Source organism: Paraburkholderia domus (genome assembly GCF_905220705.1).
Classification (GTDB): Bacteria; Pseudomonadota; Gammaproteobacteria; order Burkholderiales; family Burkholderiaceae; genus Paraburkholderia; species Paraburkholderia domus.
Genome location: NZ_CAJNAT010000001.1, coordinates 978645 through 1000483, shown reverse-complemented (window position 1 = coordinate 1000483; position 21839 = coordinate 978645). Strand labels below are relative to the sequence as shown.

At 63.5% G+C, this 21839-nt stretch carries 16 protein-coding genes and 1 pseudogene; 7 read left to right on the top strand and 10 right to left on the bottom strand.

The window, feature by feature from the left end; translation table 11 throughout:
• Positions 1-102: 102 nt before the first annotated feature.
• From KHO31_RS04380 to KHO31_RS04365, 4 genes are all read right to left on the bottom strand, one after another.
• Complete coding sequence (locus tag KHO31_RS04380) at positions 103-1482, bottom strand: amidase (RefSeq protein WP_201070427.1); 1380 nt, start codon at positions 1480-1482, stop codon at positions 103-105.
• Between the two features lie 97 nt (positions 1483-1579).
• Positions 1580-2260 carry a GntR family transcriptional regulator gene (locus KHO31_RS04375; RefSeq protein WP_201071109.1) on the bottom strand — a complete coding sequence of 227 codons (681 nt, stop codon included), beginning with the start codon at positions 2258-2260 and terminating at the stop codon, positions 1580-1582.
• 142 nt (positions 2261-2402) lie between these two features.
• Positions 2403-3755 carry an MFS transporter gene (locus tag KHO31_RS04370; protein ID WP_201107683.1) on the bottom strand — a complete coding sequence of 451 codons (1353 nt, stop codon included), beginning with the start codon at positions 3753-3755 and terminating at the stop codon, positions 2403-2405.
• A gap of 7 nt (positions 3756-3762) precedes the next feature.
• Positions 3763-4452, bottom strand: coding sequence for a DUF2848 domain-containing protein (locus KHO31_RS04365; protein ID WP_201070423.1), 690 nt, complete (start codon positions 4450-4452; stop codon positions 3763-3765).
• A 209-nt stretch (positions 4453-4661) separates the two neighbouring features.
• Between KHO31_RS04365 and KHO31_RS04360 the strand changes: the two genes are divergently transcribed.
• On the top strand, positions 4662-6419 hold the full coding sequence (locus KHO31_RS04360) for a cation:proton antiporter (RefSeq protein WP_211622805.1): 1758 nt from the start codon (positions 4662-4664) through the stop codon (positions 6417-6419).
• Between the two features lie 127 nt (positions 6420-6546).
• Positions 6547-8052 carry a gamma-glutamyl-gamma-aminobutyrate hydrolase family protein gene (locus KHO31_RS04355; RefSeq protein ID WP_201070419.1) on the top strand — a complete coding sequence of 502 codons (1506 nt, stop codon included), beginning with the start codon at positions 6547-6549 and terminating at the stop codon, positions 8050-8052.
• A 36-nt stretch (positions 8053-8088) separates the two neighbouring features.
• Here KHO31_RS04355 and KHO31_RS04350 read toward each other — a convergent pair whose 3' ends face one another.
• The gene (locus tag KHO31_RS04350) at positions 8089-8259 is read right to left on the bottom strand and encodes a hypothetical protein (RefSeq protein ID WP_201070416.1); all 171 of its coding nucleotides are present in this window, start codon (positions 8257-8259) and stop codon (positions 8089-8091) included.
• Positions 8260-8651: 392 nt separating this feature from the next.
• Between KHO31_RS04350 and KHO31_RS04345 the strand changes: the two genes are divergently transcribed.
• Positions 8652-9368, top strand: coding sequence for a DUF2968 domain-containing protein (locus tag KHO31_RS04345; RefSeq protein WP_201070415.1), 717 nt, complete (start codon positions 8652-8654; stop codon positions 9366-9368).
• A 75-nt stretch (positions 9369-9443) separates the two neighbouring features.
• Here the strand turns inward: KHO31_RS04345 and KHO31_RS04340 are convergent, their stop codons facing one another.
• A complete protein-coding gene (locus KHO31_RS04340) occupies positions 9444-10631 on the bottom strand; it encodes a hypothetical protein (protein ID WP_201070413.1) in 1188 nt (395 codons plus the stop codon).
• A 281-nt stretch (positions 10632-10912) separates the two neighbouring features.
• Complete coding sequence (locus KHO31_RS04335; protein ID WP_201071107.1) at positions 10913-11437, bottom strand: GNAT family N-acetyltransferase; 525 nt, start codon at positions 11435-11437, stop codon at positions 10913-10915.
• A 305-nt stretch (positions 11438-11742) separates the two neighbouring features.
• Here KHO31_RS04335 and tcuC point away from each other — a divergent pair.
• Positions 11743-13045: pseudogene (tcuC, locus tag KHO31_RS04330) on the top strand (tricarballylate/proton symporter TcuC).
• Between the two features lie 103 nt (positions 13046-13148).
• On the opposite strand, the gene KHO31_RS04325 reads toward tcuC, so the two are convergent.
• Positions 13149-14996 (bottom strand): tetratricopeptide repeat protein, encoded by a 1848-nt coding sequence (locus KHO31_RS04325; protein ID WP_211622803.1) that lies wholly within the window; start codon positions 14994-14996, stop codon positions 13149-13151.
• Between the two features lie 126 nt (positions 14997-15122).
• Between KHO31_RS04325 and KHO31_RS04320 the strand changes: the two genes are divergently transcribed.
• The 3 genes from KHO31_RS04320 (at position 15123) to KHO31_RS04310 (ending at position 18501) form a co-directional block, all read left to right on the top strand.
• Positions 15123-15482: an ArsR/SmtB family transcription factor gene (locus tag KHO31_RS04320; RefSeq protein ID WP_211622802.1), complete on the top strand. Its 360-nt coding sequence runs from the start codon at positions 15123-15125 to the stop codon at positions 15480-15482.
• The gene (locus tag KHO31_RS04315) at positions 15479-16708 is read left to right on the top strand and encodes a cation diffusion facilitator family transporter (RefSeq protein WP_201070408.1); all 1230 of its coding nucleotides are present in this window, start codon (positions 15479-15481) and stop codon (positions 16706-16708) included. Before KHO31_RS04320 ends, KHO31_RS04315 begins: the two co-directional genes overlap by 4 nt.
• 68 nt (positions 16709-16776) lie before the next feature.
• Positions 16777-18501 (top strand): FAD-dependent monooxygenase, encoded by a 1725-nt coding sequence (locus tag KHO31_RS04310; protein ID WP_201070406.1) that lies wholly within the window; start codon positions 16777-16779, stop codon positions 18499-18501.
• Positions 18502-18586: 85 nt separating this feature from the next.
• Here the strand turns inward: KHO31_RS04310 and KHO31_RS04305 are convergent, their stop codons facing one another.
• On the bottom strand, positions 18587-18838 hold the full coding sequence (locus tag KHO31_RS04305) for a formate dehydrogenase subunit delta (RefSeq protein WP_201070403.1): 252 nt from the start codon (positions 18836-18838) through the stop codon (positions 18587-18589).
• A gap of 8 nt (positions 18839-18846) precedes the next feature.
• Positions 18847-21837: a formate dehydrogenase subunit alpha gene (fdhF, locus tag KHO31_RS04300; protein ID WP_201070402.1), complete on the bottom strand. Its 2991-nt coding sequence runs from the start codon at positions 21835-21837 to the stop codon at positions 18847-18849.
• Positions 21838-21839: the final 2 nt, after the last annotated feature.

Sequence of the window (21839 nt, the reverse complement as noted above, 5' to 3'; positions counted from 1 at the left end):
AACGGAAAGGGCGGGTGCTCGCGATTCTAGCGCGAACCCCTGCCCAAACGCTTATCGCGGATTTAAGGTGCAATCCCGCTCAGCGCCTGCCCCAGTTCCTGCTTAGCGAATCGCCTTGAGCACCGCTTCGGCGCCGCGGCCGATTGCCAGCAAGGCGTCGTCGGCGTGCGGCGCGCCTGCCAGCATCAGGCCGACTGGCGCGTCGCCGCGCAAATGACAGGGCAGCGACAGCGCGCAGGCATCGAGGAAGTTGAACACGCTCGGGTTGCGCAGGATCAGTGCGTTGGTGCGGCCAAATGCGTCGTCGTCGTGGATCAGATCGGCCACGCGCGGCGGCAGCACCGGTACCGTCGGCGAGACGACCGCGTCGAAACGCTGCCACAGCGTGCGCGCGGCTTCGTCGAGCATGGCCTGGCGTTCGGCGAGCAGGTCCAGATAGTCGACGGCGCTGGCCGGCTGGCCTTTCAGAATACGCACCAGTACGCGCGGATCGTATTGCTCGCGGTGCGTCTCCAGCAGCGGACGGTGCCACGCATACGCTTCAATCGGCGAAAAGCCGAAGCGGTTGATCTCAGGCAGGCGGTCGAGCGGCGCGAAGCGCACTTCGGTGACGATCGCGCCGGCCGCTTCCAGATGCTTGAGCGCCGTGTCGATCGCGGCGGCGACCGCCGGTTCGACACCGTCCGTCACGAAGTTGGTCAATACGCCGAGGCGCACGCCTTCGAGCGGCCGGGAGGCCGGGATGCGCGGCTCCAGTCCGGCCAGCATCCGGTCGACCAGCGCGCAGCAGGCTACCGAGACGCCGATCGGGCCGAACGAGTCGAGCGTCGAAGAGAGTGGCACGCCGCCTTGTTTCGGGATGCGGTCCGCGGTCGGTTTGAAGCCGGTCAGGCCGCACAAGGCCGCCGGGATGCGGATCGAGCCACCGGTGTCGGTGCCGAGCGCGATGGCCGCCATGCCATCCGCGACTGACGCCGCCGCGCCCGACGACGAACCGCCCGAAATCCGCTCGTCGCCCTTTACACCGCGCTGATAGGGCGACAGCGGATGGCCGTAGTGCGGGTTCAAGCCGAGTCCGGAAAACGCAAACTCGCTCATGTTGGTGCGCCCGACGATCACTGCGCCCGCCCGTTTCAGGCGCGCGACCGCGACCGCGTCCGCCTTGGCGGCGGGCGCGTCGGCCAGCACTACGGAGCCGGCGCGCGTCGGCTGGCCCTCGATATCGAACAGGTCTTTGACCGACACCGGAATCCCGGCGAGCGGCGAGAGGACGGTGCCGGCGGCACGCAGCCGGTCGTGTGCATCGGCGGCGGCGCGGGCGCTGTCGGCGTCGACGTGCATGAAGGCGACCGCGCCTTGACCCGCCGGGTCGGCGATCCGTTCGAGCGCGGTTTCAACAAGCGCGCGGCTCGTGGTGCGGCCGGCGGCGAGGTCGGCGGCAAGCTGGGCTAGCGGCGGGAAGGGCGTGAATTCAGTGGCCATGGTGTCGGGAAGACTCCGGTTGAACCGGGTGAAGCCGGTTGAGGTCGCGGTTGAGGTCGATTACTAGGTTCGATTAGAGGCGTTCAGTAAGCTTCGCTCAGATGCGGTTGAAGAGCGTCGCGCGAAACGCTTCGATATGCTTTTGCACCGATTGCCGGGCGCCTTCACCATCGCGTTCGCGCAGCAGGCGAAACAGTTCCAGATGTTCTTCGTGGACGTCTTCGAGATGATGCGGCTCGGACAGCGAAATGAACCAGAAGCGCAGCGAGCGTTCGTGCAGCCCACGCAGGATGTCGGCCAGCACCGGGTTGCGCGATGCCGCCGAAATCGCCAGATGAAACTCGCGGTCGATATCCATCATGCCCTCGATATCATGCGCGGCGACGCAAATCTCCGAGCGGTCGAGCAAGGCCTGCATCGCGTCGAAATCGTGCTGCTGCGCGTGGCGCGCGGCCAGTTCGACGCAGTAGCTTTCGTTGACGAGCCGCACGTCGATGATCGCCAGCACATCGTCGAGAGAAACCGGCCGGACCATGATGCCCTTTCTCGGCATGATGGTGAGCATGCCTTCGTGCACCAGCCGGTGCAACGCCTGATGAACCGGCGTTCTGCCGATGCCGGTCAGCACCATCAATTCCGCTTCGTTGAGTACCTCGCTCGGCCGCAAGCGCATTGTGATGATCTCGCGCTTGACGAAGGCATAAGCCTGTTCAGCGAGGCTTGCCGTGGCGGTCTCGCGGGGGGCACTGGAGGGGCGGGCAGTCTGCAAAAGCGTCATGTGAAGAGGGAAGCGGGCGATGTCGTCCGCATTGTAGAGCAAGGTTTTGCGCGGGCGGCGCCTGATAGGTGGTTGCTCACCGGCGCCGTCCGCGCGTTGCCGCATTCACGGCAACCACGGCATTCGCAGCATCCACGGCACGTCAGGCGCGGCTCGGCGTCGCCGCCGCGGCGTGCTGCACTTTGACGCGCGGCATCATCAACGTGACCAACCCGCCGACGATCAACGCCCCCGCGATCAGCACCAGCCCGAACGTCACGCTATGCGTCGCGTCCTTGACGATGCCAAGCACATACGGGCTCACATAGCCGGCCAGGTTCGCAATCGAGTTGATCACGGCGATGCCGGCTACGGCCGCGGTGCCTTGCAGGAAGGTCGTGGACATCGACCAGAAGATCCCGAAGCCCGCCAGGATGCCGATATAGGCGATCGACAAGCCGGTGACGGCGAGCGGAATCGAGTTCGTCACCGAGGCGCTGCCGAGCAACCCCGCCGCGCCGATGAAGCAGCATACGGCGTAGTGCCAGCGCCGTTCGCCTGTGATATCCGACGAGCGGCCGATCAGGATCATGCCGATACCCGCAGCCAGGTAGGGAATCGCCGTGACGAAGCCGTTCGTGACGAGGTTCGTGACGCCGAGGTCCTTGACGATCTGCGGCAGCCAGAACGAGAAGCCGGCATTGCCGGTGACAAGACAGAAGTAGATCAGCGTCAGCAGCCAGAAGCGTCCTGAGCGCAACGCGACCGCCAGGCTCTGCTCGGCGCCCGCTGCCGCAGCCGCCGTGTTTTCTCGCGAGAGGCGGCTGAGGATCACGCGCTTTTCGTCGTCGGTGAGCCAGGCGGCTTCGGCGGGCGTGTTGCGTAACACGGCCAACGCCCAGAAGCCGGCGAGGATCGACGGAATGCCTTCAATCAGGAACATCCACTGCCAGCCGCGCAAGCCGTGCGCTTCATGCAGCGCCGACATCAGGAAGCCCGACAGCGGCGCACCGATGATGCCCGCGACCGGAATCGCCGCCATAAAGACGGCGACCATCCGCGCGCGCCGGTCGGACGGAAACCAGAAGGTCAGATACAGCACCACGCCCGGAACCAGACCCGCCTCGGCGACACCGAGGAAAAAGCGCAGCACGTAGAACATCGTTTCCGAGTGCACGAACATCATCAGACACGACAGCAGGCCCCACAGCATCGTGATGCGGGCGATGGTGGCGCGGGCGCCGAACTTCTTCAGCAGCAGATTGCTCGGCACTTCGAACACGAAATAGCCGAAGAAAAAGATCCCCGCGCCGAGTCCGTATGCCGCGTTCGACAGGCCGAGGTCGCCGGTGAACTGCAGCTTCGCGTAACCGATGTTGACGCGATCCAGGTACGACAACACGTAGACGAGAAACAGGAACGGCATGATACGCCAGGTGATCTTGCGCAGGGCGGCGGCTTCGAGCCACGCGTCGGAAGAGGCGTCGGTGTCGGCGGATAGCGAAGGGGAGCTCATGGGTGCCTCATTCGACGATAGGTAACGCATGCACGCGATAAGCGTGGCGCAGCGTGCGGTTCAGGATGGGGTCGTGCAATTCGAGTTCGAGCGCGTCGCCGTCGGCCATCCCGACGATGCCGCCTTGTACCGCCAGCGTGCCGCAGAACATCGCTGCACCAGCCGCGACGGGCGCGCGTTCCAGCAGATCGGCGGCCGGTAGCAGCGACGCGACGGTGCCCTGCTGATAGACGCGCCGTTCACCGTTGTTGGTCACGGCGAAAGCACGCAGTTCAAGCTGGTCCCAGTGACCGGATACGTCGTCGAAGCGCCAGGCGTCGCGTGCGACCGGTTTCGGGCAGACCTGTTTGGATACGGTGACGCCGTAGGCCTCGACTTCGCGGTCGGTATGGTCGGAGCCGACGGTGACCAGCAGCCCCTTCGGCGAACGCACCAGTACGCACTCGGCTTCGCCGCTGGACTTCACGCCGACTACGTCGATCTGTTCGGCCTGCGTCAGCAGTTCGGCGCCGAGGCGGTAGAAGCAGGGCGTGGTGGACGGCCGCTTGACACCGAGTTCGGCCAGTTCTGCGATGTGATGCTCGATCGCCGCCTGATCGCGCCCGGCCCAGCCGGCGATCGTCAGACGATTCACTTCGACGATATCGGCGCGACTGTCGCCGGAACGATCTACAACATTGAAGGACACCTGCTGCATCACTCGACTCCCAGTAAAATATTCGACAAATATTATTGTGATATTTCACTGGCGTCCAGTGTGTCAAAAAAGTTTCGGGCCGGCAGTCTCGTTCTGAGGCTCGTGGTCCGGCCAATCCCACGCCCTTTCGGCGTTTGCGCGATTCGGAGTGCCGTGCGCGTGCGTTACACTGCGTTTTCGAGACATTACTTTGTGTAAGGGACGCATCAATGCACCATGGCATCGGCTTCATTCAGGATCTGGCGGTCGTGATGGCGCTCGCCGGCGTCGTCACCGTGCTGTTCCATCGCCTGAAGCAGCCGGTGGTGCTGGGCTACATCGCCGCGGGCGTGATCATCGGGCCGTACACGCCGCCGTTCCAGTTGATTCACGACGAGCAGACCATTCAGACGCTCGGCGAGTTAGGCGTGGTATTCCTGATGTTTTCGCTCGGGCTCGAGTTCAGCCTGCGCAAGCTGTTCAAGGTCGGCGCGACGGCGATCGTCGCGGCGCTCTCCGAAATCGTGCTGATGCTGTGGATCGGTTATGAGATCGGCAGTGCGTTCGGCTGGAGCCCGATGGACTCACTATTCCTCGGCGCGATCCTGGCGATCTCGTCGACCACCATCATCGTCAAGGCGCTCTCTGAGCTGGGCTTGAAGCGCGAGAGCTTCGCGCAGCTCGTTTTTGGGATTCTGATCGTCGAGGACATTCTCGCCATCGCGATGCTGGTGTTGCTTTCTGGCATCGCGCAGACAGGGCAATTGAGCGCGGGTGTCGCCGTTGTAACGCTCGGCAAGCTGCTGCTCTTCATGACGGTGTCGCTAGTTGTGGGCATTCTGCTTGTGCCGCGCGCGCTGAACTACGTAGCACGCGCCAGGAGCGACGAAATGCTGCTGGTGTCGATGCTCGGCTTCTGCTTTGGCTTCTGTCTGCTGGTGGTGAAGCTCGATTACAGCATTGCGCTCGGGGCTTTCCTGATCGGCGCGATCATGGCCGAATCGCGCCATCTGCATCGGATCGAGCATCTGATCGCGCCGCTGCGCGACGCCTTCTCCGCGATCTTCTTCGTGACGATCGGCCTGATGCTGAATCCTGCCGTGCTGGTCGACTACGCATGGCCGATTGCAGTGATTACGGTGGCGGTGATCGTCGGCAAGATCGTCTCGTGCGGGCTCGGCACTTTTCTCGCCGGCAAGGACGGGCGCACGGCGATGCGGGTCGGCATGACCGTCTCGCAGATCGGCGAGTTCTCGTTCATCATCGCGTCGCTCGGTCTGACCTTGAAGGTGACGAGCGCGTTTCTGTATCCGATTGCGGTGGCCGTCTCCGCCTTGACCACGCTGTTCACGCCATACCTGATTCGCGCCGCCGATCCATTGACGCAGCGCCTCGGACAGGCGATGCCACGCACGCTCGCCAACGTGTTCGGCATGTATGGGCAGTGGCTGCGCAGTCTGAGCACCGGAACCGGCGAGCCGACGTTGTTCAGCATGACGCGGCGGATTATTTTGCAGATTGCCGTCAATCTTGCCCTGGTCGCGGCGATCTTCCTGATCGTGTCGTATAGCGCGCCTTACACCAGTACCTTGCTCGCACGCTGGCTGGCATCTGAGCCGATGCAGCGCGTGGTGTTGTGGAGCATCGCGCTCGTGCTGTCGATGCCGTTCCTGGTAGCGGTCTATCGCAAGACCAAGTCGCTCGCGTTGTTGCTCGCCGAGGTGAGTGTGCAGCCGGCGACAGCGGGGCGCTTCACCAGCGCGATCCGCTACGCGATCGCCGACCTGGTGCCGGTGGTCTCGATGGTCGGCGTGTTTTTGCTGGTCGCGGCGCTCTCCGGCAGCATCTTGCCGCCGACGGGCCTCCTGACCGTGGTGCTGGTTTGCGCAGCGCTGCTGCTGGCGCTGGTCTGGCGCTGGTGCGTGAAAATCCACGCGGCGATGCAGATCGCCCTGCGCGAAACGTTCGAAGAGCAGCCGGATCCATAAGTCAGGCATCCCGGCCCGTTGCCCTGCAACAATGTGAGTAATTGTGTGCGGGTTTGCCGGGCTTGCCGCGCTAGCGGATAATCAGGGCATATTCATTCGTTCGCGTGAAGGCGCCTGTCTGACTGTCATGAGCGAAAATAAACCTGAAAACGCCGGCAAGCCCGGCAGCCCATCGTCGCCTTCGGCGGCGCCGGCGCCCTCAACGCCGTCCGGCACAGCGCCTGGCGCGTCGAAATCCGACATCACGCCGCCTGAGCCCGCAGCTTCACTGCCGCTCTCCCACGAAGACTCCATCCAGTCCGCGATCAAGGACGTGGTGGCGCCGTCGGCTGCCGAGGAGGCCACTGCGAGGTCGTCGACCGACGACCCTGAGAGCGCGTCCACTGTCACCCCTGCCGACTCGCAAACGGCGCAGCAACGCGACGCGGCCGAAGCGCGCAGTTCGGCGGCCGCATCGACCGCGCAGCAGGAGGCCGAGGTTCATGAGCGCGCGGCTGCAAAGGCAGGACATTTCGCAACAGGTCCTGCTTCGCGTCCGGCAGTTTCACGTCCCACTACGCTTGAAAACAGCGAGCCGGTTACCGTCGAGCTGACCGCGTCCGCTGACGATGCTGCTCTCGCTGAAAAAGCGGAAAAAGTGGCAGAAGCCGATGCTGCCACCCGCCCCGCCGGTTCTCCGCCGCCGGGTTTCGGCGCCGCGCCTGACTTTACTGCATCGAATCCGCCGCCGCCGAACGCGTTGCCACCTTCACCGCCGCGCTATCTGAAGCACAACGATTCGGCGTGGACTGTGTTCGGCCGGATCATCGCGGCGCGGGCGCGTCAGTTGTTCGATCGCGCCGGCCAACGGATCACGCAACGCACGCTGCGCATCGGCGTGTCGGCTCGGATCTTCCACCCGGAGCCGGGCGCGAAGGGGCTGCGGGGCAAGACGCTGCAATACCTCGAGGAATCGATCGCGCACTGGGTCATGTCGCGCGACGTGCTGGTGTTCATGATTCCGACGGTTGGCCATCAGGGCATGCTGCACCCGAGCAATATCCGTCTGCGCGACTATGCGAAGCATCTTGACGGTCTGCTGCTGCAAGGCGGCGCGGACGTCTCGCCGCAGTCGTACGCGGAGCAGGCGACGAGCCACGAGTGGCCGGGCGACCGTGTGCGCGACATGTACGAACTCGAACTGCTGCATGAGTTCATCGAGTCGGGCAAACCGGTGCTTGGAGTATGCCGCGGTTGCCAGTTGATCAACGTGGCGTTCGGCGGCACCTTGTACCAGGACATTGCCACTGACGTGCCGACTGCCGGCGCGCACGTCAACGAGCACTACGATCAGCATCGGCACAGCATTCACTTCCCGGACGGCTCGACGCTGGCCAATATGTTTCCGGGCCGGCGCGAGGCGATCGTCAACTCGATTCACCACCAGGCGGTCAAGACGATTGGCCGCGATCTGAATATCGAGGCAGTGTCGGCGTCGGACGGCATCATCGAGGCCGTGCGCTATCGGCGTGCGCCGTTCGTGATGGGCGTGCAGTGGCACCCGGAGTTTCATCGCGCGGGCGGGCCGGAGTTGCTCGATTGCACGCCGTTGCTCGATACCTTCCTGCGGGTGGCACGCGAAACGCGGTTTTAAGGCTGCGCCTCCAAGTCGCGCGTTCGAGGTCATCCTTCAAGCTCGTTTTTTGAGGCGATGCCGCCATGTTCGGCGGCGCGCCTCGTGCGGCTGTTTTCCTGCTTCGGATTCCGCTTCATCTTCGCCCGTCAACTCGGGCGCGGTACCTGGCGATTCACCGGTCATCGGCAGCCCGTTATCGAGATGGTCAGGATGGCGAGCGGTCATCGACCGGGCTGCGTAAGGCGGCCGGGAATTTGCCTGACGGTATTGCCGGCGTAACTGACGCGGTCCCTCTTCGTCGAACTTGTGCGAAATCGCTAATGCGCAGGTCGAGCGATCTAGCTATCTCCATATTGCGAGCTCTGCTCGCTCTTGGATTTTCACGAACGCCATACAAATTGGGAAACTTCCGCATAAATCACGCATGAGTCAGATTGTTGCGTTTTTGTCTTATCTGAAATCTTTTATTTCGCGACTGATGCGTCTATCTGGCCAAATTATTCGTTATCGATTTATCTTGATTTAAAGTCTGTCAGCGCGACACTTGAATGCTTCGCTTAATGGCTAATCCGCGCGATAATCTGCGGCTGTTTTGGATTTGCATGGAGCATGCACGTATGAAGTACCCCTTAATTGTACGGCGCGCCATGCTGCTCGCGGCCTCGTGTGCGCTGTTGCAGCATGGTGGTTTCGTGCTGGCAGCGCAAAGCGACGAGGCAGCACCGCTGGTCGGCACGCGGCCGGCCATGAACACGCTGACGCCGCAGCCGGTCGCCGCGGCGCTGCGCAGTGCGGCATCAAGCACGCCGGCTTCCGCCGGCGATGCGCAAGGCAATGTCGCCGAACTGATGCAGATGATTCACGACGCGAAGCTGAGCGAATTGCGCACCACGTATAACGGCAGTTACGGCGCGAGTCTGTTTTTCTATCCGCAGCAAATGACTTACTACGTCGCGCTCTTTCAGGATAAGCATTTCTGGCGCGTGATCAAGTCGGAGGACGTGGGCCGTGCTGAAGCGGTCTATGCCGGCTTCGTCCAGCAGACGGCGCAACTCGCGGACGTCGAGATTCGCCGCACGCAGTTGCAAGCGCAGAAGGCGTATATCGAAGACATCATCGCATTGTCGGAGGATCGCGCGAAGCGCTTGCAGGCTGACCTCGACGTCGCGCGTACGCAGCAGGCCAAGGTCAACGACTACCAGCGGCAGACGCAAGGCGAGGCGGCTGCGCTACACGCGGAAAAGGAAAGGGCGCAGGCGCAGTTGCGTCAGGTACAGGGTGAAGTGATGCAGTTGCAGCGCCAAACCGAGTTCGGATTGCCAACACAGAAGTAGGCACATGAGCGTAAAAAAGCCCGGTCATTCACGGCCGGGCTTTTTTTGTGACTCGATTTTGCGATAACGACGCACTTACTTCGCGAACTGATCTGGAACCTCGGTCACGCGCCGTTGCGACATGCGATTGATCCATTCTGTCTCACCGGTTCCAGGCGGATTGATCGACGAAGCAGGGCGCGATGGCGGCGCAATATTGCGCAGGTGTGTGCCGGCTGACGTGGTCATCGATGCGTATTCGTCGGTGCCGAGTTGCGATGGCGCAAGTGGCGAATAGGGGCCCGCCGATGATGGCTCCGGTGACGTTCGTTGTGCGATCGCCGACACCGCAATCTGCGGCACTTCGTCGTTCATCGGCGAGGTGCGTGCCAACCGCGGTGACAACCGCGTCGCGATGGTGGTCTGCGAACTGCGGACGTTTCTTTCGTGCAGGTTCGCGGCGTCTCTGGGTTGCTTATCCTTGCGGTGCGATACGTTCTTGCCGGCTTTGGTGTGCGCCGGCGTTGCCCTGACTGGCGCGACGACTTCCGTGGTGGAACTTGCCGTGAAGGCGCGCACCGGCGCAGCGGCAAGTGCGTTCGGCAAAATTTCAGGTGATGCAGGTGCGGGTGCAGATCCGGAAGCGCTTGCCACATGCACGGTCGACGGCGTGACGCTCGGTGCGAGTGCCGCGGCACGTTTGTCGGCGGTTGTGTGGGGCGTGACTGCGGCATCAGGCGAGAGACGAGCCGCCAACTGCGCCTCTTGGTGAACTGGAACCTTGGCCGCCGGTTTGACATCACTAATCGTGTGACGCTGCGCCAGATGACCGAACGCAACCCAGGCAAGCATCGCGGCGCCGCCGAGTGCGCAGGCGCCGCCCGCTAGCGCGCCCCGATGTACCTGTGACCCGCACGGCAAGGCCGGAATTGTTGGTGTGCTAACCGGCCGGAAAGGTGTGGCTTCAGCGGACATTCGCAAAGGTTCGTCGACCAGTGCGTCCACCACGCTTGTCGAGGTAGCCGGTGAGGTGAAAGCTGATGACGCAGCCGGCGGCAAGCGCCGCGATTCCCACTGGCAGAGCGCGCGGATGGCCTCCGCATTCAGACAGAAGGTACGTAACACTGCGGCATAGAGCGCCTTGAGTTCCGCCCGCAAGCTATGTCCTGGCGGCAGTAGCGCCCAATCGCGGCCGAATGGCGGAGGCAGTAGGCGGCCGAGCGGCGACAGGCTCGGCAGAGCCATAGAGCCTTCGATCAGGGTGAGGGGGATGGTGTTCGACATCGGTTTCTTCGCAGCGCCTCGTGAGGGAGCCGCGGAATGGCGGCTCAGGGGGCTCTGGCTTCGGAGCGACGCGTATGAAACGCTCTGCAGAACGCCATAGGGAAACGCCGTACTCGGATCGAGTACGGCGCCGCATGAGCGTTTGCTAAGAAGCCATCGGGATCCGAATGATGATGCCCGGAAGTGGCTGAACTAACGATCGGATTGTTCCGAAAAAGAACTGCCGGTGCACCCTGAGTCGGCGCCGCTTGGGACGACGATCAAAACGAGGCACGCTTGTCTCATCGATCAAGCCGGTACACGTAGCGCAATGCAGTAATATCCACGCCGCCCATATGATCCGGTTCGGCGCCGACGAACTGCCAGCCTTGCCTCTCGTAAAAGCTGATTGCCGGCGTGTTGCCTTCGAGCACGTAAAGGTACAACTGCGTCTCTCCTTGCGCGCGAGCCCAATCTTCGGCAGCACGCATCAGCAGCTTGCCTGCGCCGATGCCCTGGTGCGCCGGCAACGCATGCAGGTTGTCGAGCAGGACACCCCACGCGGACTCCGGTTGCTGTTCGACACAAACGAAACCGACCGGCTCGCCCGCGAGCTCGGCGATCAGGACAATGCGACGCTCGCCGCCCGGTGCGCGCAGGCGCGCTTCCCAATAGGCGGCCCGCTCCCGCGTGACTTCGCCGTCGAGGAATGCGTCCGGTAAGAGACCGCGATAGGTAGCCTGCCAGCTGATGCTATGGATCGAGGCGATCAGCGCTGCATCCGCTAGGGTCGCAGGCCGCAGCGAAAGTGCGTGGGAGGTTTGCATCGGGATGGTGGTCAACGGGAATTGCCTGTCTGCAAAAGTTTACCGCAAGGGTGAGTGGGCGTTGTCTGTAATGAACCTGTAGGGAATGCGCGACAGTGCCATCACCGGTAACATTACGTGTTGCGGACTCCGGGTATTTCACAACGTTTACCCTGATATCGTGCGAATCTGTTCGGCATGAAAATGCAGCGCCCCCGGCGCGTTTCAAGAAGTTGCCTAGGGCATCCGCTTGCCGAGTGCAGTGGATCGATTCAACTGCCTGAGCGCCACCCGTCTGTGTGGCGACGGGCCAATAAGAGAATGTCATGTCTACTGCGTCACACGCCACTTCCTCATCCGAAGAATCCAAGGTCAAGACAGTTTTTCGCGTCGTCAGCGGCAACTTTCTTGAGATGTACGACTTCATGGTCTACGGCTATTACGCATCCGCGATTGCCAAGACCTATTTCCCGAGCGGCAACGAATTCGCCTCGCTGATGCTGTCGCTGTCGGTATTCGGCGCGGGCTTTCTGATGCGGCCGCTTGGCGCCATCGTGCTGGGTGCCTACATCGACCATCACGGCCGGCGCAAAGGCCTGATCCTCACACTCGGGCTGATGGCGCTCGGCACGCTCACAGTGGCGTCGATACCAGGCTACGCGACCATCGGTGTGCTCGCGCCGGTACTCGTGCTGGGCGGCCGGCTGCTGCAAGGCTTTTCCGCCGGGGTTGAACTGGGCGGCGTGTCGGTCTATCTGTCGGAGATCGCCACCAAGGGCAACAAAGGCTTCTATTGCGCGTGGCAGTCGGGCAGCCAGCAGGTTGCCGTGGTGTTCGCCGCGCTGATCGGCGTGGTGCTCAACAAAGTGCTGCCGGCTGACCAGATGACGGCCTGGGGCTGGCGCGTTCCGTTCCTGATTGGCTGCCTGATCGTGCCGTTCCTGTTCCTGATCCGCCGTTCGTTGCAGGAAACCGAGGAATTCAAGGCACGCAAGCATCGTCCGATGCATGGGCGAGATCATGAAGACGATGGCCGCGAACTGGGGCATCGTGCTGGGCGGCATGGGCATGGTCATCATGACCACCGTGTCGTTCTACATGATCACGGCCTATACGCCGACCTTCGGCAAGGAAGTGCTGAAGCTGTCGTCGATCGATACGCTCGTCGTCACCGTCTGTATTGGTTTGTCGAACCTGATCTGGCTGCCGCTCGCGGGCGCGTTGTCGGACCGCATCGGCCGCCGTCCAGTGCTGCTCGCCTTCACGATCCTGACGATCATTACCGCGTACCCGGCGCTGCAATGGCTGGTCGCCGAGCCGTCATTCGCGCGCCTCCTGGCGGTCGAGTTGTGGTTGTCTTTCCTGTACGGCAGCTACAACGGTGCGATGGTCGTGGCGTTGACCGAAGTGATGCCGGTCGAAGTGCGGACCGCCGGGTTTTCGCTGGCCTACAGCCTCGCTACGACGATCGGCGGTTTCACGCCGGCCATCTCTACGCTGCTGATTCACACCACGGGCAACAAGGCAGCGCCGGGCCTTTTCCTGGGCGTGGCGGCGATCTGCGGACTGATCGCGACGCTCGTGCTGTATCGCACGCCGGAGTCGCGCGATCAGTATCGAACGGCGTAACGTTTACCGTTTATCCGGACAAACAAAAACCCCGCGTTCTGACGAGCGCGGGGTTTTTTGTTGGGCGCCGTATCGGCAACGGAATTCGGCGAAACTGGCCCGGTTAGCCGCGGCGCAATTCGTCCGCCACCGCATTCACCACATCGCCCCACGCGCCGGGCTGCGGCTGGCGCAGCAGCGTTGCGCCCGGATACCACGGGCTGCGCGTCTCGCCGACGAACCAGCGCCAATCCGCGGCGAACGGCAGCATCAGCCACAGCGACTTTTTCAGTGCGCCGGCGAGGTGAGCGATCGACGTATCGATCGACACGACCGCGTCGAGCCGCTCGACGATCGCCGCGGTGTCCGCAAAATCGCCGATCCGTTTATCAAAGCGATGAATCGACGCCGCGCGCGGATGCGCGTCGAGCGCCGCGCGTTCTTCGGCGCTCGGTTCAGGTTGCAGCACGATCCAGTCGATCCCTTCGAGCGCGAACAGTGGCGCAAGCGCGGCGAGCGGCATCGAACGGGTTTCGTTCTGCTGGATGCGTCCTGACCATGCAATGCCGATCTTGCGCTTCGCGTGACCGCCGAGCGAACCGCGCCATTTGCGGCTGTAAGCCGGCGGTGCACTGAGGTAAGGCGTGCGGGCGGGAATCGCGTCGTAGGTCGTGCCGAGCGCGAGCGGCAAGCTCAGCAGCGGGCATTGCAGATCTGCCGCTGGACGCGGTGCGCCCTGTGCGATCAACGTCACGCGCCAGGCTTGCGCGGCCGGAGCAAGCAGCGGCAGCAGTTGCGGCTGCACTTCGAGCACAACGCGCGCTGCACGCTGCGCGGCCAGCGGCACGAAGCGCACGAATTGCAACGTATCGCCGAAACCCTGCTCGGCGTGGACGAGGAGCGTGCGTTGTTCGATCGGCTCGCCGTGCCAGCGCGGCAACGTCTGGATGACCGGCTGCGCGGTAGTCTGCAACCGCCATTCGTATTCCGGCAGCCCGCGCGCGAAATCGCGTAACGCGAGCCATGCAAGCGCGCGGTTCATGTGTGCGGACGCAAGGTCGGGCCGCAGGCGCAGCGCCTGATCGAAGGCCCGTATAGCCGCGGCGTGCGCACCGAGCGCTTGATGTGCTGTGCCGAGACTCAGCCATGCGAGCGCGAATTGCGGATCGAGTCCGACCGCGCGCTCGAGATAGGGCAGGGCTTGCGCATGGCGTCCCAGTGCCGCAAGCGCGTTGCCGAGTCCGAAAATGGTGGGTGGCAGGTTCGGCTGCAAAGCAAGCGCCGCCTGGAAAGAGGCGACCGCTTCTTCGTGACGGCCGAGGGCGTCGAGCGTATTGGCGAGATTGAAGTGCGCGGCAACGAAACGCGGTTCGGCTGCCAGTGCCGCCTGAAAGCGCGGAATCGCTTCGTCCGCGCGGTCAAGCGCGTTCAGCGACATGCCCAGATTGTTGAGCGCTCCCGCATGCCCCGGGCGCAGCTCGAGCGCGCGCTGGAACGACGCGATCGCTTCCGCATGACGGCCGAGCGCATGCAATGCGTTGCCGAGATTGTTGTGCGACGAGGCGTCGTCCGGTTGCAGGCGTAGCGATTTCTCGAAAGCGTCGGCGGCGTCTTCGTGGCGGCCCACCGACGCGTATGCATTGCCCAGGTTGTAGTGCGCCAGCGGGAAAGACGGCGCCAGCGTGAGCGCATTGCGGAACTGTTCGATGGCGTCGTCGATCTTGCCCAGCGCCTTCAGCGCGTTGCCGAGGTTCAGTTGCAGCGCGGCGTCTTCCGGGCGCAGGTTCACCGCGCGCCGTACGAGTTCGGCGGCTTCGGCGTGCTGACCCTGCTGGTGGCGCAGGACGCCCAGCAGGTGCAACGCATCGACGTGCACGGGATTGCCGTCGAGCGTCGCGCGGTAGCCGCGTTCGGCGTCGTCGAGGCGGCCGTCACGATGCGCCGCGAAAGCGCGGTCAAATACTTGTTGCATGACGGAGGGATGGCATTCGGGTGAGACAGAGGCCGCATTTTCCCACACTCGCCGGACCACCCTCCGATTTGACCAGTTGTCTCGATAGCTATAACATGTGAATACCTGTTCATATGTGTGCTGAAGATGCCGCTCACCGTGGTTTCCACGCCATCGCCTGTCAGTTTCGAAGACCGTCCCGTTGAGACGATCGTGCCGCTGGCCGACCTGTTTCGCCTGCTCGGCGACCCGACGCGCTTGCGCATCGTGCTTGCTTGCGTCGACGAGCGGCGCGCGGTCGGTGCGATTGCCCAAGGGCTGGGCTTGTCGTCGTCGCTGGTGAGCCACCATTTGCGGCTGTTGCGCGCTGCGCGGATTGTGCGCGCGGAGCGGCAGGGCAAGCAGGTGTTCTATCTTGCTGCGGACCGTCATATCAGCGCGATGCTGGCCGGCATGCTCGAGCATGTGGCTGAGCCGGCTGGCGAATTTCCTCTGGACCCGTCATGAAGAAAACCACCACCCCGAACCGGGCCACCGAGGAACGTGAGGACGACCACGCGCCGGTGTGGCTCAAGGGGGAGTTCGACGGGGTCGATGACGCAGATGCGCAGGTCGAGGGAAAAGAGCGCGGTTCGCAGGACCATGGAGCGCATGAGCCTGACGCAAACACGCAGGATGCACTCGAGTGTGGTTCACACGACGCCGACCACGCTCACAGCCACGGCGCTGACGGCCACGGCGGGCAGAGCGGCAGCGAGCATGGCCACGATAGCCAAGCCGGCCATAACCACAGCCATAGCCATAGTCGAAGTGCCCGCGGCCACGCCGGTCACAGCCACACCCATGCCCACGCACCCGTCGCAGGCCACGGCCGCGCCTTCGCGCTCGCCGTCGCACTGAACGTAGCGATCGTGGTGGTTCAGGCCGTCTACGGCGTGATCGCGCATTCCACCGCGCTGCTCGCCGACGCCGGCCACAACCTCTCCGACGTACTCGGCCTGCTGCTCGCCTGGGGCGCAACCTGGCTCGCCGCGCGCCGCCCGTCAGCACGCTACACATTCGGCTACGGCAGTTCGTCGATCCTGGCGTCGCTCGCCAACGCGGGGCTGTTGCTCTTCGCGTGCGGCGTGATCGTCGCCGAGGCAATCGGGCGCCTGATGAATCCGGCACCGGTCGCGGGACTCGTGGTGTTCGTCGTCGCGACGGTCGGCGTGGTCGTCAACGGCTTCTCGGCGTGGCTCTTCATGCGCGGGCAGAAGGACGACCTGAACCTACGCGGCGCTTTCCTGCATATGGCCGCGGACGCCGCCATCTCAGCCGCGGTCGCGATCAGCGGCCTCGTGATTCTCTACACAAGTTGGACGTGGCTCGACCCGGTGATGAGCCTGCTCGTGGTTGCGGTGGTGGTGGTGGGCACGTGGGGCCTGTTGCGCGATTCGGTGCGCATGGCACTCGATGCAGTGCCGCCCGGTGTCGACCTTCAGAATATCCGCGACTATCTTGCCGAACAGCCCGGCGTCACTGACGTGCACGACCTGCATGTGTGGGCGCTGTCGACCACCGGCAACGCGCTCAGCGCGCATCTGGTGATGCCGGCAGGCCATCCCGGCGACGAGTCGATCGATGGCATCGTCGTCACGCTGCGCGAACGTTTCTCGATGCAGCACGCCACGCTGCAAGTCGACCTCGGCACCACCGAGCACCGATGCGCGATGGATCATTCCCACGATTGATGCAGCGCACCGTTGAGCGGACTATCGGCGGCGTACACTAGAACGACTTGTTGCCTCCGGAGTCCCGCATGGACGCTGCCGCACACGATGCGTCGCCGGTGCTGATCGTCGGGGCGGGGCCGACCGGGCTCGCCGCGGCGATGAGTCTGGCGCGTGCCCACATCCCCGTGCGCCTGATCGACAAAGCGCTGCAACCGAACCCGTATTCGCGGGCTATTGGTATTCAGGCGCGCACGCTCGAACTGTTCGAGCAGCACCGGCTGATCGAGCCGTTTCTCGAACTCGGTCATCGCGCGCGCATCGCCAATCTTTTTTCCAATGGCATGCGTCTCGCGCGCCTCGACTTCGATCCGCTGCACACGCGCTATCCGTATCTGCTGTTTCTCGATCAATCCGTGACCGAACGTTTGCTGACGGAGCATCTGGCGACGCTCGGCGTGACGGTCGAACGCGGCGTCGAGCTGATGATGTTCGCGCAGGGTTCCGCCAGCATTCAGGTGACGTTGCGTCGCGCGGACGGCCATACCGAGACCCTGCGCCCGTCGTACGTGATCGCGGCTGACGGTGCGCATAGCACGATCCGTCACCGGCTTGGGCTGAGCTTCGCGGGCAAGACCTTCGAGCAGACGTTCCTGCTTGCGGATGTGCATGCCGAAACCGATTGGCCTGAAGACGAGTTCCATATCTTCGCGTCAGGTGAGGGTCTTGTCGCGCTGTTTCCGATGGGTCATGGCCGTCACCGTCTGATTGCGGATCATCCGCTCGAACCGACTACAGTCCCGGAGCCGGCCACACCGGGGGGGCTCGGCGAACCGCCGCTCAACCGGGTCTCGCCGCCGTCGCTTTCGGAATGCAATGCGTTGATCGCCCGGCGCGTGCGGGAACGAGTCGACGTGTCGGAGCTCGCGTGGTCGTCGTATTTCCATCTGAATAGCAGGATGGTGGAGAGGTTGCGCGTCGGTCGCATCTTCCTCGCGGGGGATGCGGCTCACGTGCACAGCCCGGCCGGCGCGCAAGGGATGAACACGGGCATTCAGGAGGCATTCAACCTCGGCTGGAAGCTCGCGCGCGTTTTGAAAGGCGCCGCGCCTGACCGTCTGCTCGATACGTACCACCATGAACGGCATCCGATCGAGCGCGACGTGCTGCGGCAAACCGGTTTCATCACGCATATGGCCGAGGCCGATCATGGGCCGCTGAAGCTGCTACGCGAGCGTGTGATGCCGGTGCTGGCCGCACTGGGTCCGCTGCGCGACGCGGCGCGCATGACCATAAGCGAGTTGTCGGTCCAGTATCGGCGCAGTCCGCTGACGCTCGAACGCCTGCTCGACGGCGGCCCGCGTGCCGGCGAGCGGGCGCCGGATGCGTTGGTGCATGTGGTGGACGGGCCGCTTGGCCGGGCGCCGGGCGTCGGTTGCATTTTCGATCTGCACGATCCGGCGTTTTTCTCCTTGTTCCTGCTGGTCCCGCCGCTGCCTGTCGATGGAACGCCGCTCGATCCGGCCGCCAAACACGCACCGTCGCCGGACCCGGAATTGGAGCGACTGGCTGCGGAAGTCGAAAAATTGTTGCCGGGCGCGGTACGCATCTGGCGCGTGACCGATACGAGCGGCGAGGGCGCTCCGTCGCTGTCCGAATCATATGGACGCACAAGGCCGTCGTTTTATCTGGTTCGGCCGGACGGCTACATCAGCGCGCGCGGACGCACCGGGTCCGATCTGCACGGCTTGCTGCGGCATTGCGAAGCGTGGTTCGCCGTGGGAGGGGTGATACCGGAGCAGGCGGCGCTATGAGGTGGGTCTGCGAAGTGACCGTGCGAGGCGACCCCTGACATGGGCCGCCTTGCGTATGTCAGGAGCCGGGTGAACGGCGGCCCGCCTATACCGCAGAAAGTGCGGCCGGCGTCAGTTCGTCACGATGCTTGACGAGCGCTTCTCTGACGATGCCCGACATCTCGATGCCGCTCGCATCCGGCTCATCGAGCGCGGCCAGCAGAGCGCGCCGCATGCGCGGCTCCCAGAAGCGGCGGATATGATCGGCGATGCCGGTGAGCGCTTCTTCGCGATCCGGCATCGAATCGAAAAAATCGCCGATCCGGTTCGCCATGTCGATCAGATTCTGATTGTCCATGGCTTGCCTCACTTACCCGATGTTGCGTTGGCCAACTCGCGCTGCTTCAGCAGATCGAGCTGCTCCGTGTTGAAGCGCGAATAGTCCTGTTGCCATTGCGACGGCTGTTCGACTGGCATCACCTGCACCGCGGTCACCTTGTACTCGGGACAGTTGGTGGCCCAGTCCGAACTATCGGTGGTGATCACGTTCGCGCCCGATTCCGGGAAGTGGAACGTCGTGTAGACGACCCCCGGCTGCATGCGCTCGGTCACTTTCGCGCGCAACACCGTTTGCCCCGCGCGCGATTCGATGCCGACCCAGTCGTCGGTCTTGATGCCGCGCTCTTCTGCATCGTACGGATGCAGTTCCAGCCGGTCTTCATCATGCCAGCGCGAATTCTCGGTGCGGCGTGTTTGCGCACCGACGTTGTACTGCGACAGGATGCGGCCCGTGGTCAGCAGCAGCGGGAATTTGCGCGTGACCTTCTCAGGCGTGGCGATGAACTTCGTAATCACGAACTTGCCCTTGCCGCGCACGAACGTGTCGATGTGCATGGTCGGCGTACCGTCGGGCGCATCCTCGTTGCAAGGCCACTGGATGCTGCCGAGTTCGTCGAGCTTCCTGTACGACACGCCATGGAAAGTTGGCGTGAGACGCGCGATCTCGTCCATGATCTGCGACGGGTGCGCGTAGTCCATTTCATACCCGAGCGCGCGCGCGAGCATCACCGTCACTTCCCAGTCGGCGTAACCCGGCACTGGCGGCATCACCTTGCGCACACGTGAGATGCGGCGCTCCGCGTTGGTGAAGGTGCCGTCCTTTTCGAGGAACGTTGAGCCTGGCAACAGCACATGCGCGTACTTTGCGGTCTCGTTGAGGAAAATGTCCTGCACGACGATACATTCCATCGATGACAGCGCTGCCGACACATGGTGCGTGTTCGGATCGGACTGCACGATGTCTTCGCCCTGGCAGTACAGGCCCTTGAAGGTGCCGTGCACGGCGGCGTCGAACATGTTCGGAATGCGCAGGCCCGGTTCCGGCTGCAGTGTGACGTTCCAGGCTTCTTCGAACAACGCGCGCGTGATCGAATCGCTGATATGACGATAGCCCGGCAGTTCGTGCGGGAACGAGCCCATGTCGCACGAACCCTGTACGTTGTTCTGACCGCGCAGCGGATTCACGCCGACACCTTCGCGGCCGATGTTGCCGGTCGCCATCGCCAGATTCGCGATGCCCATCACCATCGTCGAGCCTTGCGCGTGTTCGGTGACGCCGAGGCCGTAGTAGATCGCGGCATTGCCGCCGGTGGCGTAGATGCGGGCAGCTTCGCGAATGGATGCGGCGGGCACGCCGGTGAGTTCCTCCGTCGCTTCCGGCGCGTTCTCTGGCAGGGCGACGAACGCACGCCATTGCTCGAACGCGCGCGTTTCGCAGCGCTCGGCGATGAACGCTTCGTTCAGCAGCCCTTCGGTCACGATCACATGCGCGAGCGCATTGACCACCGCGACGTTGGTGCCGGGGCGCAATTGCAAATGATGCGAGGCCTTCACGTGCGGCGTGTCGACGATATCGATGCGGCGCGGGTCCACCACGATCAGCTTCGCGCCTTCGCGCACACGGCGCTTCAGGCGCGAGCCGAACACCGGGTGGCCGTCGGTCGGATTCGCGCCGATCACCACGATGACGTCGGCTTTATCCACCGATGCGAAGGTTTGCGTGCCAGCCGATTCGCCCAGCGTTGCCTTCAGGCCATAGCCGGTGGGCGAGTGGCAGACGCGCGCGCAGGTGTCGACGTTATTGTTGCCGAAGGCAGCGCGCACGAGCTTCTGTACGAGATACGTTTCTTCGTTCGTGCAGCGAGAAGATGTAATTCCGCCGATCGAATCGCGGCCATGCTTCGCCTGAATGCGGCGGAACTCCGACGCCGCGTAAGTGAGCGCTTCTTCCCAGCTGACTTCGCGCCACGGATCGGTGATCTTCGCGCGGATCATCGGCTTGGTGATGCGGTCCTTGTGCGTCGCGTAGCCCCATGCAAAGCGGCCCTTCACGCACGCGTGGCCTTCGTTGGCCTGGCCGTTCTTGTGCGGCACCATCCGTGTGACCTGGTTGCCCTTCATCTCGGCCTTGAACGAGCAGCCGACGCCGCAATATGCACACGTCGTGACGACCGAATGCTCGGCCTGGCCGAGCATGATGACGGTCTTTTCCTGCAAGGTCGCAGTCGGGCATGCGGCGACGCACGCACCGCACGACACGCATTCCGATTCCATGAACGGCTGGTTTTCGCTTGCCGCGACACGCGATTCGAAACCGCGTCCGGCGATCGTCAGCGCAAACGTGCCTTGCGTTTCCTCGCACGCGCGCACACAGCGATTGCAGACGATGCACTTCGAGGGGTCGTAGGTGAAGTACGGATTCGATTCGTCCTTCTTGTCTTTCAAGTGGTTCGCACCGTCGAATCCGTAGCGCACTTCGCGCAAGCCGGTGACGCCTGCCATGTCCTGCAATTCGCAGTCGCCGTTAGCGGGGCAGGTCAGGCAGTCGAGCGGGTGATCGGAAATGTACAGTTCCATCACGTTACGGCGCAGCGATTGCAGACGATCGGTTTGCGTGCGGACTTTCATGCCGGCTTCGACGGGTGTCGTGCACGACGCGGGGTAGCCGCGCTTGCCTTCGATCTCGACCAGACACAAACGACATGAGCCGAACGGCTCAAGCGAATCAGTCGCACAGAGCTTCGGCACGTTGACGCCGGCTTCGACGGCAGCGCGCATCACCGACGTGCCCGCCGGAACCGTCACCGCCTGGCCATCGATTTCCAGTGTGACGTCGACGTCGGCATGACGCGCTGGTGTGCCGTAGTCGGTGTCGTCGAAAAACGAACGGGGCGCAGATCGTTGCGTTTGTGCCTGCGTTTGTGCCTGCGATTTGCACGCGCAATTTCCGGAGCCGCAGCCGCCCCCCATGGGGACTTCCTTCGGGGCGCCGGAAGGGGAGTTGAGCACATCGGACATGT

Coding starts and splice junctions, on each gene's coding strand:
- KHO31_RS04380 (WP_201070427.1), bottom strand. CDS start 1,482: ATGGCCACTGAATTCACGCCCTTCCCGCCGCTAGCCCAGCTTGCCGCC.
- KHO31_RS04375 (WP_201071109.1), bottom strand. CDS start 2,260: ATGACGCTTTTGCAGACTGCCCGCCCCTCCAGTGCCCCCCGCGAGACC.
- KHO31_RS04370 (WP_201107683.1), bottom strand. CDS start 3,755: ATGAGCTCCCCTTCGCTATCCGCCGACACCGACGCCTCTTCCGACGCG.
- KHO31_RS04365 (WP_201070423.1), bottom strand. CDS start 4,452: ATGCAGCAGGTGTCCTTCAATGTTGTAGATCGTTCCGGCGACAGTCGC.
- KHO31_RS04360 (WP_211622805.1), top strand. CDS start 4,662: ATGCACCATGGCATCGGCTTCATTCAGGATCTGGCGGTCGTGATGGCG.
- KHO31_RS04355 (WP_201070419.1), top strand. CDS start 6,547: ATGAGCGAAAATAAACCTGAAAACGCCGGCAAGCCCGGCAGCCCATCG.
- KHO31_RS04350 (WP_201070416.1), bottom strand. CDS start 8,259: ATGACCGCTCGCCATCCTGACCATCTCGATAACGGGCTGCCGATGACC.
- KHO31_RS04345 (WP_201070415.1), top strand. CDS start 8,652: ATGAAGTACCCCTTAATTGTACGGCGCGCCATGCTGCTCGCGGCCTCG.
- KHO31_RS04340 (WP_201070413.1), bottom strand. CDS start 10,631: ATGTCGAACACCATCCCCCTCACCCTGATCGAAGGCTCTATGGCTCTG.
- KHO31_RS04335 (WP_201071107.1), bottom strand. CDS start 11,437: ATGCAAACCTCCCACGCACTTTCGCTGCGGCCTGCGACCCTAGCGGAT.
- KHO31_RS04325 (WP_211622803.1), bottom strand. CDS start 14,996: ATGCAACAAGTATTTGACCGCGCTTTCGCGGCGCATCGTGACGGCCGC.
- KHO31_RS04320 (WP_211622802.1), top strand. CDS start 15,123: ATGCCGCTCACCGTGGTTTCCACGCCATCGCCTGTCAGTTTCGAAGAC.
- KHO31_RS04315 (WP_201070408.1), top strand. CDS start 15,479: ATGAAGAAAACCACCACCCCGAACCGGGCCACCGAGGAACGTGAGGAC.
- KHO31_RS04310 (WP_201070406.1), top strand. CDS start 16,777: ATGGACGCTGCCGCACACGATGCGTCGCCGGTGCTGATCGTCGGGGCG.
- KHO31_RS04305 (WP_201070403.1), bottom strand. CDS start 18,838: ATGGACAATCAGAATCTGATCGACATGGCGAACCGGATCGGCGATTTT.
- fdhF (WP_201070402.1), bottom strand. CDS start 21,837: ATGTCCGATGTGCTCAACTCCCCTTCCGGCGCCCCGAAGGAAGTCCCC.